This window comes from Photobacterium indicum (genome assembly GCF_003026215.1).
GTDB lineage: Bacteria > Pseudomonadota > Gammaproteobacteria > Enterobacterales > Vibrionaceae > Photobacterium > Photobacterium indicum.
Genome location: NZ_PYOC01000002.1, coordinates 505613 through 522322, shown reverse-complemented (window position 1 = coordinate 522322; position 16710 = coordinate 505613). Strand labels below are relative to the sequence as shown.

Below are 16710 nucleotides of genomic sequence, written 5' to 3'. Positions count from 1 at the left end.
TAAAGAGTGAAGAATTTTAAATTAAGTCGACTGTCATTACTTATTATTACCTGCTTACCCTTTATCGCCAAAGCTGGGGTAACAGATGGTTTGGAATTAATTAGCAGCGAATCAACAGACATAAAAAAAGAGATTCATGAGCAAACAGATAACTCTCGTATTTATTTGAAAGAAGGTGCTCTTTGGGCGACCCGAGATATTACCAAGGTTGACCCCGTATTAAATATTAGCCTGAGTGATGAGGTTGAAATTGAAAATGATGCGATAAATAGCAACCTGAATTTTAATGTTCAAACTAACTATAGCTACTATGTGAAAAAATGGCAGTTAGAGGTTTACCAAGGTAAAGATAGCCACTTGTCTCAACCGCTAGCGACACTTTCTGGTGATAAACTGAGCAATGATTTTGATATCGACTGGGATGGTAAAACCCAAACTGGCTATAAATTTGAATCTGGGAAGCAGTTGCTGTTTCGCCTAAAAGTTTGGGATAAAGATGGCAACATGGATATATCAACGATAGGTGTTGCCGACATGGTAAAACCTACGAAAGAAGTTGATATCGATAAGTTTGATGATGAAGACGATAAGAATGGGCGTAGCTACGGTGAAGCAAAGCTCATGCGCCATAACATTCCCACATCTTCCGGTATGGCGAAGTTGATGGGTACTGGATTAAAAGGTATCGATAAAGTTTATATCGGCGACGATGAATATGATATTGAAGATAATCGTCTCTATGTTGAACAATATTTACCGACAGATGCATACATGTTTCCTGTACGTGTTGAGTACGATAACGGTGATGAACGGAAATATCAGCTATTTGTCCGTATTCCAGATACTTACTATTCGCAAGCAGGTATAGCCGATTTATACTTAGGTAAAAATCGCGTATCGGGCAATAAAGACGTACTTGGTGTTGATGAACAATACCAAGGTGATATATACAACCGTGGTCGTTTAGCCTACTTCGGTGAAGGTAAGTTTGGCGATAAGCTGCGCGTAGTTGCTCATGTTGATACTAAAGAAGCTGCGCTAAAAGACATGTTCAAAAATCCGTTTGCAGCCGATGAAACCACAGTATTCGATATCGTAGAAGATGACGATGAAATGTATTACGGTAACTATGGCGATAATGCCAATATTCAGAAAGTCGTTAATACCAAAGGTAAGGTTTATCTTGATGTGCAATATGATAAATCACGCTACTTATGGGGCAACTACAATACAGGTGTAACGGGCACAGAAACGGGTGGTTATAACCGTAGTCTGTATGGCTTCAAAGGGGATTACCGCACCCGTGAAACCACCAAGTTTGGTGACGATAAGCTCAATATTGTTGGTTTTGCATCGCAAGCTGACAGCTTGTACTCACATGATGAATTTTTAGGTACTGGCGGTAGTCTGTACTTTTTACGCCATGGTGAGGTTGTACCGGGAAGCGATAAGGTGTCGGTAAAAGTTATTGATAAAGACACTAATATTGCAGAAAAGCAGGTGTATCTCCAATCAGGGCGTGATTATGAAATTGATGAATACCAAGGTCGCTTAATTTTAACCCGTCCACTTTCCGACATCGTCGGCGATGACTTTGGCACCGTGATTGACAGCGGCCCTCGTGGCGATTTAGAAAATTACCTAACGGTTGATTACGAATACGTACCTGAAGGGTCTGAAGCTATTGATAAGATGGCAACGGGCGGGCGGGTTAAAGGTTGGGTAAACGACAATGTTGGGGTTGGTGCGACGTATGTACAAGAAGAAAAAGACGACCAAGATTATGAAATGTATGCCAGCGATTTAACCTTGCGTGCGACAGAAGGGACCTATTTAAAAACAGAGTTTGGTCATAGTGAAGGTACGCAAGCAGACAGTAACTTTGTGTCTTTCGATGGTGGTTTGAGTTTCGAGGAGGTGAGTTCTGGTACAAAAGTGCGAGAAGGCGATTCGATTGAAATTACTGGTGTTGCTAGCCTTTATGATCTTATGCCCGATACATTTGGCGCGGTAGGCAATGACGTTCGTGGTTGGTACAAAAATAAAGATGCCGGGTATTCATACGCCAGTCAAACCGACGATTTGGCACAAGAAGCTTACGGTACGCAACTTCGATTACAAGCCGGAGATAAATCGCAGGTATTGGCGCGCTATAAGCATATTGAAGAACAAGAAGAAAATGGCGATATCACCACTGATACCGACGAAATCGAGCTAGAAACCCAATATATGGTGACAGAGCACGTCAAGGTTGCAGTTGCCGGAAAGCATATTGAAGAGCTGAATAACCAAGATGAAAAGGGGGATGGCGATCTTGTGGGGGCACGTGTTGAGTATATTTTTGATGACGATAACAGCGTGTACGCTAAAACCCAGAAAACCATCAACCAGAGCAGCAGTTATGATCAGAACGACAGCGTTACTGTGGGGGCCGAAACTAAAATTACGGAAGATTGGACCTTATCTGGCGAGTATACCAGTGGCGATCGAGGCGATGCAGCAGAAGCAACAGTTAACTACGATGTAACGGACGATTACAGTACCTACGTAAGCTATGTAGAAGATGAATATGATGATAAAAACAATATTGTCTTTGGTCAGAAAGCGACGCTCACAGATACGATAGATGTTTATCAAGAAAACCAATTTGTTGATGAAAATAATGGCAAAGGGCGGATTGATTCGTTTGGTTTCGACTATGATATGGATGATGATATTGAAGCGGGAATCGCTTTTCAGCAAGGCACCATTGATTATCCTGATGAAGTGGGGGTTGAGCGCAAAGCAACAAGTTTGTATGTCGCCTTCGATCAAGATAACTACACTCTAAAAGATAAAGTTGAGTACCGTGTTGATGATGGTGAAGAGAAAATTCGTCAGTACGTTACCACCAACCGCTATACCCACCATTTGACCGACGAATACACACTGTTTGCTAAATTCAATTATTCCAAATCAGAGAATGCCACTTCAGATGAAGTGGTCGAGCGCTTTATCGAAAGTAATATGGGGTTAGCGTACCGTCCAATTTTTAATGATCGCCTTAACTTTTTAACTCGCTATACCTACTTGGTTGATTTCGACAATATGAATCGTGATGTCGATTATAAAGACGAGAAAAGCCACATAATAGAAGGCGAAACCATCTACTCAGTGGATGCACATATCGATGTGGGGGCCAAAGTTGCCTACAAGAAAAAAGATGAAATCTATACGCGCGAGTCTGGTGCTGATGTGCCAGTGAAGAACGATATTTTCCTGACGGGTTTAAGCGCAAGTTATAACGTGATGAAAAGCTGGGATGTCACTGGCGAATACCATTGGAAAAAAGATCAGGAAAATGACCAGCTTGAACATGGGGCATTAGTATCAGTGAATAAGCATATTAACGACAATATGAAAGTGGGGGTTGGCTATAACTTCTCGAGCTTTGAAGATGATCTTGTGCATAACGATGATTATGACGCAGAAGGTATCTTTATCAATGTTGTTGGTAAGTTCTAAATAACATGGCTAACCGCCTATACGTATTTACAGGATCTATAATGAAAGTTTTTTTACGCACTGTTTGTATAACATTGCTACTAACCCTGCTGGCTGGCTGTGCCACAGATACTTATGTCAGTGATGAAAATATTGATAAATTTGATGACCTATCGGTGAAGAAGTTTCTGATTGCAGAAATACAGCCGACAGTGGAGCCTGAGAAGAAAATCTACCTATCATTGGTGTCGCATTTCGATTTTGACCAATCTATTTTGAAGCCTGAAGATATTGCAGAACTGGATGACTTTATAGCTAAAGTCATCAACTTGAAAGGGCATATTGTTATTGCGGGACATACGGATTATCAAGGCTCTGATGATTATAATGAAAAGCTATCATTCCGCCGCTCTACAGTAATCCAACAGTATTTATCTGCGCGTATTCCAGTAGAAAACTATACGTTTGAAGTTGCGTATTTTGGCGAAAATAACCCCATTGTTAAAGCACACAGTCTAAAAGCAAACGCCCTTAACCGGCGCGGTATTGTTATTTTTACGCAAGCTTAATTAAGTGATTTAGCTAGGTGAAGCAAAAAAGAGAGGCATCGTGATGCCTCTCAATATGAAATCCATTTCTAGCAGTGATTATCGAAGGTTGGTATTAGCCCTCGTTTTAATTATTCTATTGGTAATAATCTTAAAAGCGGGAATGCTGCTTTCAGCTGGTTGTGACTCACAATGAAACCTGCGAGGTCGCCAGTTGTTTGGTTAAAGGCTTTGGCAACTAAGCCTTCAGGTTCTTGTTTTACTTCCCAAGTTAAATTATCGCTGGTGGTATCGCCCGATAAATGCAGCGGCAGCCAGGGCGTTTTCACCTTCACTAAACTGGCTGGCAGTTGAACTGGCGTTGGCGATCCGAGTAATGTTTTTGCTAATGCCGTAGCACTTAACATGGTTGGCTGTAAGAAAGCTCTTACCTTGCCATTTAGTTCGGCACAGTCGCCTAACGCATAAACATTGTTTATTGATGTTTGCATGTGCTGATTAACCAGAATCCCTTTCGCAACATCTATACCTGATTCCTGCGCTAATTGTGTATTAGGTGCTAGACCCATAGCAGCAATAATGACATCAGCGTGTTGATAAGAGTTATCTTGCAGCGTCACTATCAATTCCTGATGGTGACGGGTAATTGTTTTAACTTCTTTGCCTAGCTTTATATCAACCCCTTTTTCTTGCATGGTTTGATATAAATTGGCACTAATAAATGACGGTAATAGCGTTGGCATAAGGCTGGTGGCACGATCTAGCAATGTCACCTTTTTACCTGATGTCGCTAAATCCATCGCGATTTCAGTGCCAATTAAACCTGCACCAAGCACGAGAACAGACTTCGCTGTTGCTAGCTTACCTTGCTGCTCTTCATATTCCATTAGGCTGTTTAATGTGACGATCTCGTTTGTTCCATTACCAGAAAACGGCGGAACAAAAGAGGTCGCGCCTGTCGCCAGCACCAAATCAGAGTAGCCGACACAGTGGTCATTAAAATGAACCACCTGTTCTGAACTGTCTATCGCCCTTACTCGGGTATTAGCAATTAAAGTGATGTTGTTCGTATGAGCAAAGTCGTCAGCTGCTTGCTTAATCAGATCATTAGCGGTTTGCTGCTGACTGAATACATGGCTTAGGTCAGGCTTTGAGTAATCGTCACCATTATCGGCAGTAATAACCGTAATAGGGGTTAGCTCATTCTGTTTTCGTAGTGATTTGACCAATTGATAAGCCGCGAAACCACTACCGATTATAACAATATGCTTATTCATACTATTGCCTTAGTTGATGGGTTCGAATACTTGTTTGCCAATACCACATTCAGGACATAAGAATGAATCGGGTACTTCTTCCCATGCTGTTTTGGGTTCAACACCTTGATTAGGTTCGCCTAGTTCTGGATCGTATATCCACTGGCACACAGTACAAATTTGTTTCTGTTTTTGATCTGTGCTGCTAGACGTTGTGGTGTTGGTTACTTCTTGTTGCACGGCTGTCGTTTCATTTGTTGCTGGTATTACTGTTTCTACTACTGGTTGTGGTGCTACAACGCTGCGAGGTGCAACATTAAGTTCGTTTATCGCAGGTGTAGTCGCAGTTACAGTAAGGGGGTGTAACGCCCATTCACGAGCAATTTTACGCCCGTGTTCGCGACATTCTTCCATTGCATTTGAATCTGGGCGCCATTTGGTTTTTAACCCGACAGTAGTAAAGAAGCCCGCATCGGTTAAACGAGAGTGAATACGATCGACAGCACCACCGTTCCAACCGTAACTACCAAATGCACCGGCCTTTTTACCTTTAAAGCGTAAGCCCGTAATCTCTTCTAGCATGCCAGCGACTTTTGGCATCATCACATTGTTCATGGTTGATGAACCGACAAGAATACCTTTAGAACCAAATACATTAGTCAGTATTTCATTCTTATCATGACGAGAAACATTGAAGATTTTAACCGCAACATTTGGATCCGTTTCGGTGATACCTTGGGCGATACCATCTGCCATCATGCGCGTGTTGTTAGACATTGAATCGTAGAAGATAGTGATTTTGTCTTCTTTATATTCATTGGCCCACTCAAGATATTGTTCGATAATCTGAGTTGGGTTATCACGCCAGATAACACCATGAGATGTCGCAACCATATCAACAGGAAGATTAAAGCTTAACACTTCATGGATCTTGGCAGTAACAAGCGGGCTAAATGGCGTTAGGATATTGGCATAGTAACGTAAGCATTGTTCCATCAGTTCGTTTTGCTCAACTTCATCGTTGAATAAACGTTCGTCACAGTAGTGTTGACCAAAGGCATCGTTACTAAAAAGTACCGCGTCACCTGTCATGTACGTCATCATGCTATCAGGCCAGTGCAGCATTGGTGTTTCGATAAAGACGAGTGATTTACCATTACCAATGTCAATACTATCGCCAGTTTTGACTACATTGAAATTCCATTCAGGGTGATGGTGGTGACCAGTAATAGAGTCAATGGCATTTTCAGTACAGTAAATCGGTGTGTTTGGAATTTTGCTAAGTAAAACAGATAAAGCACCAGCATGATCTTCTTCAGCATGGTTGATGACGATAAGATCAATCTCGTTTAGGTCGATTTCTTGCTCTAGTTGTTGAACGAAATCGTAGCTAAACTTATGATCAACGGTATCAATTAACACGTTTTTACCTTCACGGATCAGGTAACTGTTATAGCTCGTTCCTTTCAATGTTTTGTATTCAGTGCCATGAAAATCTCGAACTTCCCAATCGCGCTGACCTACCCAGTGAATATTGTTCTTAACGTGAATAGACATAATTCCAACCTATAATTCCGATAACCTGTATTTTGAATGCATGTTATACCCGAGGGCTGGTCATGGCAATAGTAAACATGTATAAATAATACATGTTTTAGGTATCATTTTGATTTATAAGGATTTAAATTTTAAAATGGTTTGTTATGATTTCAGGAGGGAAGTGTTCGTTGAAAAAGGCGAGCTACTTAATTAGAAAATTGGCATAAAAAAGGCTGGTCGAAACCAGCCTTAAAAGAGTCTGTACAGCCAGGTTATAGTTGGTCTGTTAGCTTCACTGCATCGCCGATGTAGTTAGCTGGTGTCATTTCTTTAAGACGTGTTTTCTCGTGCTCAGGAAGCTCAAGGCTGTCAATAAAGTTACGCATACCTTCGCCATCAACACGTTTGCCACGAGTTAGCTCTTTTAGCTTCTCATATGGCTTTTCGATAGCATAGCGACGCATTACTGTTTGTACTGGTTCAGCCAATACTTCCCAGTTTTTGTCTAGCTCAGCTTCTAGTGCTGCTTGGTTAACTTCAAGCTTGCTAATACCTTTTAGCGTCGAAGTATAAGCAATGATTGCATAACCACAACCAACGCCTAGGTTACGAAGCACTGTTGAGTCAGTAAGATCACGCTGCCAGCGAGAAACAGGTAGTTTCTGTGCTAGGTGCGAGAAGATTGCATTAGCTAAGCCTAGGTTACCTTCAGAGTTTTCGAAGTCGATAGGGTTAACTTTATGCGGCATTGTTGAAGAGCCAATTTCACCCGCAATTGTTCTTTGCTTGAAATGACCTAGAGCAATATAGCCCCATACGTCACGGTCAAAGTCTAAAAGAATTGTGTTGAAACGAGCAAAGCCATCGAACAACTCTGCGATGTAGTCATGCGGTTCAATTTGAGTTGTGTATGGATTCCAAGTAATACCTAGTGACGTTACAAACTCTTCGCTGTACTGGTGCCAGTCAACTTCAGGGTAAGCAATCACGTGTGCGTTGTAGTTACCTACTGCGCCGTTAATTTTACCAAGAATTTCAACGCTTTCGATTTGCTTGAATTGACGTTCCATACGGTACGCAACGTTAGCCATTTCTTTACCCATCGTAGATGGAGAAGCAGGCTGACCGTGTGTACGTGAAAGCAATGGAATTTCGCGGTACTCATTTGCAAGCGTTTTAATCGAATCAATAACGTTACGCACTTCAGGTAACATTACTTTTTCACGTGCTTCAGTCAGCATAAGAGCGTGAGAAAGGTTGTTGATGTCTTCTGATGTACATGCGAAGTGAATGAATTCATTCACAGCGTGTAGCTCAGGAAGCTCTGCTACTTTCTCTTTCAAGAAATATTCAACAGCTTTAACGTCGTGGTTAGTTGTGCGCTCAATAGCTTTAATGCGTAGGGCATCTTCTTCACTAAATTCAGCAGCAACACGATCTAAAAATTGATTTGCTTCATCACTAAATGCAGGAACTTCTACGATAGCATCAGTTGCAGCCAGCTTTTGTAGCCAACGGATTTCAACGATAGTGCGGTATTTTAGCAGACCAAATTCGCTGAAAATGCTGCGAAGTACACTTGTTTTACTTCCGTAACGGCCGTCGACCGGGGAAACAGCAGTCAGAGCTGACAGTTCCATGTTGTATCTCTCCTGATTTATGAGGATGTGTAAACATCGCTGCTCTTATCTTGAGCATATGAGCAGCGAGAAAAAATAAAAATAATTAACAGCGAGCCAATAAGATTTTGGCTTGCTCGACCATTTGCTTACGACCGAAAATTAAATGACGACGCTTACCACCAACCTGACGCCATAGCACTGCACCACGAACAGCAGCAAGTAATAATGCTCGCACTTTATGCTGTACTTGTTGCTGTTGAAGATGTGCTGGCGCACCTGTTACCTGAATACGAGGGCCAAGAGGGCTGATAATATCAAGGTAAATACTGGCGATATTACTAACCATTTGATCGTCTAATAAATCAAAATGATCTTTCTGACGTATGATGACATCAATGCGGTCACCAAGCTGACCCATGCTATCGCGACGACCTGATAATTTACGTTCAAGTGCCATCACGCTCACTAAGTAGCGAGTAATTTCACTGCCTGTTGGTGAACTATCGATTTCTTGCGATAAGGTTTCAAGACCAAGTCGTAGATTGCTCTCGTTACCATAAATCTCAATGGTATTAGAAGGGTTCGTTACAGTAATACTGTTCAAACAAGCTTCTAGAATTTCGCGATCACAGTTGCCATTTTGCGCAACTAATTGAACCAGCTTTACTGCTTGGCAGATGCTGGCAAACGCGATTGTACGGTCATATAAGGTGTGTGCCACTTGTGACGACTCCTTTAGATTCGCTGCTCAATAATACCGCCGCCTAAACAGATCTCATCACTGTAGAAAACAGCTGATTGACCTGGTGTAACTGCGATTTGAGGTTCATCAAAAATAACTTTGATATTTTCATCATCGATAGGGATGATGGTACAAGGGATATCTTCTTGACGATAACGGGTTTTCACTGTGCATGTCATTGTTTCACGAATTGGTTGACGATCTACCCAATCTAATTGAGATGCGACTAAACCATTCGATTTTAGACGAGGGTGATCTTTGCCCTGACCTACAATCAACACATTACGTTTAAGGTCTTTATCGACTACGTACCATGCATCTTCAAGACCGTTCCCGCCTTTTTGACCACCAATATGTAGACCTTTACGTTGGCCTAACGTGTGATACATCAAACCTTGATGCTCACCGATAACCTTGCCTTCATCAGCGGTTTCAATTTTACCTGGCTGCGCTGGAAGGTATTTACCTAAGAATTCAGTGAATTTACGCTCACCAATAAAACAAATACCCGTTGAATCTTTTTTCTTTGCTGTGATCAAGTCTTGCTCTTCAGCGATACGGCGTACTTCAGGTTTTTCCAATTCGCCCACAGGGAATAGGCTACGAGCAATTTGTTCATGGCTCAGTGTGTACAAGAAGTAGCTTTGATCTTTATTGCTATCAACACCGCGTAGCATTTTAGGCTTTTCGCCTTCAGCTGTCGGGAAACTACGACGTGTGTAGTGTCCCATTGCAATGTAATCTGCTTCTAGAACTTCATCGGCAAATTCTAAAAACGCTTTAAATTTGATCTCTTTATTGCAAAGGATATCCGGGTTTGGAGTACGACCTGCTTTGTATTCAGCTAAGAAATACTCGAATACGTTATCCCAGTACTCAGCTGCAAAGTTAATGGTATGAAGGTGGATACCCAATTTGTCACATACAGCTTGTGCATCAGCGAGATCTTCTGCGGCAGAGCAGTATTCTTCGTTATCATCTTCTTCCCAGTTCTTCATGAACAAACCTTCAACTTGGTAACCCTGTTGAAGTAGTAAGTAGGCTGATACCGATGAATCAACGCCGCCGGACATGCCGACAATGACTTTTTTCTGGCTGTTATCTGACATATTTCTCTTCAGTCGCAATTTAGTGTTAAGAGCGTAATTCTAACAGAAAGCTATCTGTCGAAACAGACCGAGAACAGAATCACACTTTAATAATTTAATCGTTTTTTTTCATGGCTGAGACAAATTTGTTTCATTGTGTAAAAAGAACCGAGAAATTGACAATATGCTGTATATAAATAAATTTATTTTGTTAGGGCGTGTTGACGTTTCAAATTCTAGCCTGTGAAGTCTGAAAACGTCTCTAGACAAGGCACTTAATGTAATGTTTAGTCACCTAAATGCACATTGAGTAACGCAGTATAAAGCTTTTTCAGGCTTCACCCTTTGGGCTGAGGCTATTTTTCCACCTAACTTCGTTAGAAATCTTATGATTAGAACTACTAGTCATAAGATTTCTGCCTTGTTATCTGAAAAAAACGCTCTCAGCAGGCTGAATCTTGAAACGTCAACACGCCCTATATGTAATGCTTTATTTATCAGTGGCGCAATCGTTTGCTATTTGCGGGCAATAATAGTGTAAGTCTGGGGGAATGTGTAGCTTTTTATTATGGGTTTGATGACAAATTGTGTCGGCTATAAATTGGTCGTTGGAGCGACCAATTTATAGGAGAGCGGCTTAAAATATAGAATTTAGCGCGTTCGTGTCTCTGGCAGCGTTACTTCACGCCATTCACCAGGCGCTAAATCATCAACTGTCCAATCTGCCATTTTATAACGAATTAGACGTAATGTAGGAAAGCCAATATGAGCCGTCATACGACGCACTTGTCGGTTTCGTCCTTCGCGCAGGGTAAGTGCAAGCCATGTGGTTGGAATGTTTTTCCGTTCACGAATTGGTGGAGTACGATCCCAAATCACGGGCTGCTCCATGCGTTCGATATCTGCAGGTAACGTTAGCCCATCTTTTAATGTGACGCCTTTACGAAGCTGCTCCAAATCGTCATCACTTGGTGAACCTTCAACTTGAACCCAGTAGGTTTTAGGCTGCTTAGATTGCGGTTGTGTTAAACGCGCTTGCAGAATGCCATCGTTAGTTAAAACCAATAAGCCTTCGCTGTCTTTATCCAGTCGCCCTGCAGGGTAAATATCTTTGATAGATATATAATCTGCCAGCGTTTTATCGCCAGGTTCACCCGAAAATTGAGTCAACACATTGAAGGGTTTGTTAAATAAAATGATCTTTTGCGGTCCGCGAGGTCGCTTCGGGTTTGATATCTTTCTTGATGCTCGACGCTCATTATTGGCACGTTGAGGTTGACGAAAAGGGGTATTTGGCTTCATAAATAGCTGCTGTACTGGGGATTAGTAAATCGACATACCTATTATACGCGAAAATAACAGTATTGGCGTGTCGATAAATTTTCGAGTATGATTTGCGCGCATCTTACAAAAAGATAACAAATGGACGCTAGGAGATTTAAATGGATAGTAAAGTAGTTGTACCAGTAGAAGGTCAGAAAATTACATTGGATTCTGAAGGTAAACTGGTCGTTCCTAACAACCCGGTAATCCCATACATTGAAGGTGATGGTATCGGTGTTGATGTAAGCCCTGCAATGATCAAAGTTGTCGATGCGGCAGTAAATAAAGCTTATGCAGGTGATCGCAAAATTGAGTGGATGGAAATCTACACCGGTGAGAAATCAACTCAAGTTTACGGCGAGGATGCATGGCTACCGCAAGAAACTTTAGAATTCATTCGTGAATACAAAGTCGCAATCAAAGGCCCACTAACAACTCCAGTTGGTGGCGGCATTCGTTCTCTAAACGTTGCACTACGTCAAGAACTTGATTTATACATCTGTGTACGTCCTGTTCGTTATTTTGATGGCGTACCTAGCCCAGTTAAACGTCCTGATCTGACAGACATGGTTATTTACCGTGAGAACTCTGAAGATATCTATGCTGGCGTTGAATTCCAAGCTGGTACTGCAGAATCAGACAAAGTTATTAAATTCCTACAAGATGAAATGGGCGCAACTAAAATCCGTTTCCCACAGCAATGTGGTATCGGTATTAAGCCAGTTTCAGAGGAAGGCACCAAGCGTCTAATTCGCGCTGCACTTCAGTACACAATTGATAACGACCGTGACTCGCTAACGCTGGTACACAAAGGCAATATCATGAAGTTCACTGAAGGTGCTTTTAAAGATTGGGGCTATGAAGTTGCCCTACAAGAGTTTGGCGCTGAGTTATTGGACGGTGGTCCATGGATGACGCTTAAAAATCCAAATACTGGTAAAGAGATCGTTATCAAAGATTGTATCGCAGATGCATTCTTACAGCAGATCCTTCTTCGCCCTGCTGAGTACGATGTAATTGCAACCATGAACCTTAACGGTGACTACGTTTCTGATGCACTAGCTGCACAGGTTGGTGGTATCGGTATTGCGCCGGGTGCGAACATCGGTGACGGTGTTGCATTGTTTGAAGCAACTCACGGTACAGCACCTAAGTATGCTGGACAGGATAAAGTAAACCCAGGTTCACTAATCCTTTCTGCTGAAATGATGCTTCGTCATATGGGCTGGCTTGAAGCTGCTGATTTGATCATCAGTTCAATGGAAGCTGCAATCAGTAACAAGACAGTGACTTATGACTTCGAACGCCAAATGGAAGGTGCGACCTTACGTAAGTGTTCAGAGTTTGCAGATGACATGATTGAACACATGTAATTGCAAATCTCTTACTCTGTAAGATATTGGAGGCTCAGCTTAGGCTGGGCCTTTATTCTATCTCAGGTAAAATAATGTTTGCTACACTCTTTTCTTTCTCTCTCTCTTTCAAATCTCGATGCTTTCCTGACCATAGTTCTGCTGCATATTAAAGCAGTTAAGTTGCAAGTTCAGAAGATATAAAGGTAATCAGTGCGTTTACTCTCAATTCTTCTTCTATCTGCTTTGTCTCGATTTGCTCTTGTTCTTTTTTCGCCTATGATAGACATATATGATGATTCTCTTAGAGGAACATTAACCAACACTTGTTAATAGTATTGTTAATAAAATGTGTTCGAGGCTATTCATTTATTATTCATTAAGGTTTTTATAAATTTTAGTGGGTAAGAAGGATTGCTGATGTAGGTATGATTAATCAGGTGAGTGGGTAGATAAGCGGTATTTTCAATAAAAAGGCGAGCCAGTGCTCACCTTCGAAATTGATGCGATAACTTTCAGTGACTATTTGGTTAGTTCACCTTCGACTGGGACGATCTCGCTAGCATGGTGACCTTTAGGCCCTGTTTGAATCTCATAGTTGACCTGTTGGCCAGCTTTGAGAGTTCGATATCCATCCATTTGAATAGTTGAATAATGCGCAAAAATATCGCCTTCACCCTCTTCTGGGCAGATAAAACCAAAACCTTTGGCGTTATTAAACCATTTAACTGTACCTGTTGCCATGCTTTACATCCCTCTTGCATTCAAGATCCATTTAACTACTAGTATACAAGGTATTCCTTTTTGTTCTTGCATACTAATGCTGTTTTGATGCAGTTTATATCTACTACAGGTTACACTTTAGTAAAAAGAGCTAGACAGTCAAGTGCATATTGTAACATTTTGATAAAATCTTTTTTTCTGGGCCTAGATATAGCAAGCACTTGAACTAATGACTAAGATGAGATTATGAGTAAGTTATACGAATGGATTATTCCTGAGTCAGATGTATTAGATAAGGAAGAAGCTCAGGTTAAACCACCAGCGATGTACAAAGTTGTTTTAAACAATGATGATTACACTCCGATGGATTTTGTGATAGAAGTGTTACAGAAGTTCTTCTCAATGGACATGGAGAAAGCCACACAGTTGATGCTCAACGTGCATTACGAAGGTAAAGCAATTTGTGGAACCTTCACTGCTGAAGTCGCCGAAACAAAAGTGGCACAAGTGATGATGCACGCAAGAGAGAATGAACATCCGCTACTGTGTACGATGGAAAAAGCTTAATTTTTCCGGCACGCCACTTTGAGTGGTATTTAGGGGAGGTGCCTTATGCTAAATAAAGAACTAGAAGCTAGCTTGAATGGTGCATTTGCACGAGCAAGAGAAAAACGTCATGAGTTTATGACTGTTGAGCATTTGCTTTTGGCTTTACTTGAGAATGCAGCAGCTCAAGAAGCTCTGCTTGCGTGTCGCGCAAATCTCGATGTATTGCGTAAAGAGCTCGACTCATTTATCGAGCAAACAACTCCTCTCATTCCTGCTGATGATGAGAGCCGCGAAACACAACCTACACTGAGCTTTCAGCGTGTACTTCAACGTGCCGTCTTTCATGTGCAATCTTCAGGTCGTAGTGAAGTTACGGGTGCTAACGTTCTTGTCGCTATTTTTAGTGAACAAGAATCCCATGCGGCATACCTCCTCAAGAAGAGTGATATTAGTCGTCTTGATGTGGTTAACTTTATTTCTCATGGCACAGTGAAAGACAGTGACAATGATGATTTAAACGGCCCTGAAGTTGGCAGTGAAGAACCAAGAGCTGAACAGTCGTCTGAAGACAAGCTAGAGAACTTTGCAACGAACCTTAATCAGTTAGCCCGTGCTGGTGGTATTGATCCGCTTATCGGTCGTGACAGTGAGCTTGAGCGTACCGTTCAGGTGCTTTGTCGCCGAAGAAAGAATAACCCTTTGCTAGTGGGTGAAGCTGGTGTGGGTAAAACCGCGATTGCTGAAGGGTTGGCATGGCGTATTGTTGAAGGTCAAGTGCCTGATATTATTCAAGACTGTGTGATTTATTCTTTAGATATTGGTTCTTTGCTTGCAGGTACTAAATATCGTGGTGATTTCGAAAAGCGTTTCAAAGGTATTCTGAAGCAGCTTGAGAAAGAAGATCACGCTGTATTGTTCATTGATGAAATTCATACCATTATTGGTGCGGGTGCCGCATCAGGTGGACAAGTCGATGCTGCGAACCTTATCAAGCCATTACTGAGCAACGGTAAGTTACGCTGTATGGGGTCAACGACGTATCAGGAATACAGCAATATTTTTGAGAAGGAACGTGCATTATCACGTCGTTTCCAAAAAATTGATGTTATTGAGCCTTCGCTTGATGATACGACAAAGATTTTGATGGGGCTGAAGCCTAAGTATGAAGCGCACCATGAAGTTCGTTTTACCAATAAAGCGATTCGTGCCGCTGTAGAGCTATCTGCGAAATATATCAATGAACGTCATCTACCTGATAAAGCAATTGATGTTATTGATGAAGCGGGTGCGCGTTGCCGTTTAGCACCAGCAAGCCGTCGTAAGAAAACCGTTAATGTTAGCGATATTGAATCGATGATTGCCAAAATGGCACGTATTCCAGAGAAATCTGTGTCTTCAAGTGACCGTGATGTACTTCAGAAGCTAGACAGCAAACTGAAGATGCTGGTATTTGGTCAAGATGATGCCATTGATGTACTAACCGAAGCTATTAAACTGAGTCGTGCTGGGTTGGGTGCAGAGAATAAGCCTGTTGGTTCTTTCTTGTTTGCAGGTCCTACTGGTGTGGGTAAAACAGAGGTTACTGTTCAGTTAGCACGTACCATGGGTATCGAACTTCTGCGTTTTGATATGTCAGAGTACATGGAACGCCACACAGTGAGCCGTTTGATCGGTGCGCCTCCTGGTTATGTGGGTTATGACCAAGGCGGTCTGTTAACCGATGCGGTAATCAAACAACCACACTCAGTCGTATTGTTAGATGAAATTGAAAAAGCGCACCCAGATGTCTTTAATTTGCTACTGCAGATTATGGATAACGGGACGCTAACTGATAACAATGGCCGTAAGGCTGATTTCCGTAATGTCATTTTTGTCATGACAACCAATGCCGGCGTAACGGAAACGGTACGTAAGTCGATTGGTTTGATTCAACAAGATCATAGTCATGATGCAATGTCGGAAATTAAGCGTGTATTTACACCTGAATTCCGTAATCGTTTAGACAGTATCATTTGGTTTAATCATCTTGAGAAAGATGTTATTCATCAAGTGGTTGATAAGTTCATCGTAGAGTTGCAAGCACAACTTGATGCGAAGGGCGTATCAATGGAAGTGTCTGATAACGCACGTGTTTGGTTAGCTGAAAAAGGCTACGATAAAGCGATGGGTGCACGTCCGATGGCGCGTTTGATTCAAGACCGCTTGAAAAAACCATTAGCGAATGAATTGTTATTCGGCTGTTTAGTTAACGGTGGTTCGGTACGTGTTGATTACATTAACAATGAATTGGATTTCCAATACAACAGCAACAATGAATTAGAAGCTGCACACTAATCCATTACTGAGTTAGCATTAAATAAAAACCGCCTTCGAGGCGGTTTTTTTATCTGAATTAAATACCGTAAAGTGCTGAAAGACCAACAGAGTCTAATCTTCAGATAAAATAAAACCTAGCACTTGGCTAGGTTTTATTTGCAGTCTAATC

12 protein-coding genes are annotated in these 16710 nt (G+C 41.7%); 5 read left to right on the top strand and 7 right to left on the bottom strand.

Features of this window, described 5'->3' with window-relative positions; all coding sequences use genetic code 11:
* Window positions 1–6 precede the first annotated feature (6 nt).
* Window positions 7–3504: a TonB-dependent receptor gene (locus C9J47_RS08290; protein WP_107253087.1), complete on the top strand. Its 3498-nt coding sequence runs from the start codon at window positions 7–9 to the stop codon at window positions 3502–3504.
* Between the two features lie 41 nt (window positions 3505–3545).
* Window positions 3546–4052 (top strand): OmpA family protein, encoded by a 507-nt coding sequence (locus C9J47_RS08285; protein WP_107253086.1) that lies wholly within the window; start codon window positions 3546–3548, stop codon window positions 4050–4052.
* A gap of 110 nt (window positions 4053–4162) precedes the next feature.
* Here C9J47_RS08285 and norW read toward each other — a convergent pair whose 3' ends face one another.
* From norW to C9J47_RS08255, 6 genes are all read right to left on the bottom strand, one after another.
* The gene (gene norW / locus C9J47_RS08280; protein ID WP_107253085.1) at window positions 4163–5308 is read right to left on the bottom strand and encodes an NADH:flavorubredoxin reductase NorW; all 1146 of its coding nucleotides are present in this window, start codon (window positions 5306–5308) and stop codon (window positions 4163–4165) included.
* A 9-nt stretch (window positions 5309–5317) separates the two neighbouring features.
* Window positions 5318–6844: an anaerobic nitric oxide reductase flavorubredoxin gene (gene norV, locus C9J47_RS08275; RefSeq protein ID WP_107253084.1), complete on the bottom strand. Its 1527-nt coding sequence runs from the start codon at window positions 6842–6844 to the stop codon at window positions 5318–5320.
* 254 nt (window positions 6845–7098) lie between these two features.
* Window positions 7099–8466, bottom strand: coding sequence for an adenylosuccinate lyase (purB, locus tag C9J47_RS08270; protein ID WP_107253083.1), 1368 nt, complete (start codon window positions 8464–8466; stop codon window positions 7099–7101).
* An 85-nt stretch (window positions 8467–8551) separates the two neighbouring features.
* A complete protein-coding gene (gene hflD / locus C9J47_RS08265; RefSeq protein WP_107253082.1) occupies window positions 8552–9169 on the bottom strand; it encodes a high frequency lysogenization protein HflD in 618 nt (205 codons plus the stop codon).
* Between the two features lie 14 nt (window positions 9170–9183).
* A complete protein-coding gene (gene mnmA / locus C9J47_RS08260) occupies window positions 9184–10311 on the bottom strand; it encodes a tRNA 2-thiouridine(34) synthase MnmA (protein WP_107253463.1) in 1128 nt (375 codons plus the stop codon).
* A gap of 618 nt (window positions 10312–10929) precedes the next feature.
* On the bottom strand, window positions 10930–11580 hold the full coding sequence (locus C9J47_RS08255; protein ID WP_107253081.1) for a pseudouridine synthase: 651 nt from the start codon (window positions 11578–11580) through the stop codon (window positions 10930–10932).
* Between the two features lie 140 nt (window positions 11581–11720).
* Here C9J47_RS08255 and icd point away from each other — a divergent pair, with 140 nt between their 5' ends.
* Complete coding sequence (gene icd, locus C9J47_RS08250; protein WP_107253080.1) at window positions 11721–12974, top strand: NADP-dependent isocitrate dehydrogenase; 1254 nt, start codon at window positions 11721–11723, stop codon at window positions 12972–12974.
* A gap of 501 nt (window positions 12975–13475) precedes the next feature.
* Here icd and cspD read toward each other — a convergent pair.
* Entirely contained in the window at window positions 13476–13697 is a 222-nt protein-coding gene (gene cspD / locus C9J47_RS08245; protein ID WP_011217893.1) for a cold shock domain-containing protein CspD, read from the bottom strand.
* 225 nt (window positions 13698–13922) lie between these two features.
* Between cspD and clpS the strand changes: the two genes are divergently transcribed.
* Entirely contained in the window at window positions 13923–14243 is a 321-nt protein-coding gene (gene clpS, locus C9J47_RS08240; protein ID WP_006231246.1) for an ATP-dependent Clp protease adapter ClpS, read from the top strand.
* 45 nt (window positions 14244–14288) lie between these two features.
* Window positions 14289–16559, top strand: coding sequence for an ATP-dependent Clp protease ATP-binding subunit ClpA (clpA, locus tag C9J47_RS08235; RefSeq protein ID WP_107253079.1), 2271 nt, complete (start codon window positions 14289–14291; stop codon window positions 16557–16559).
* The last annotated feature ends 151 nt before the right edge of the window (window positions 16560–16710 follow it).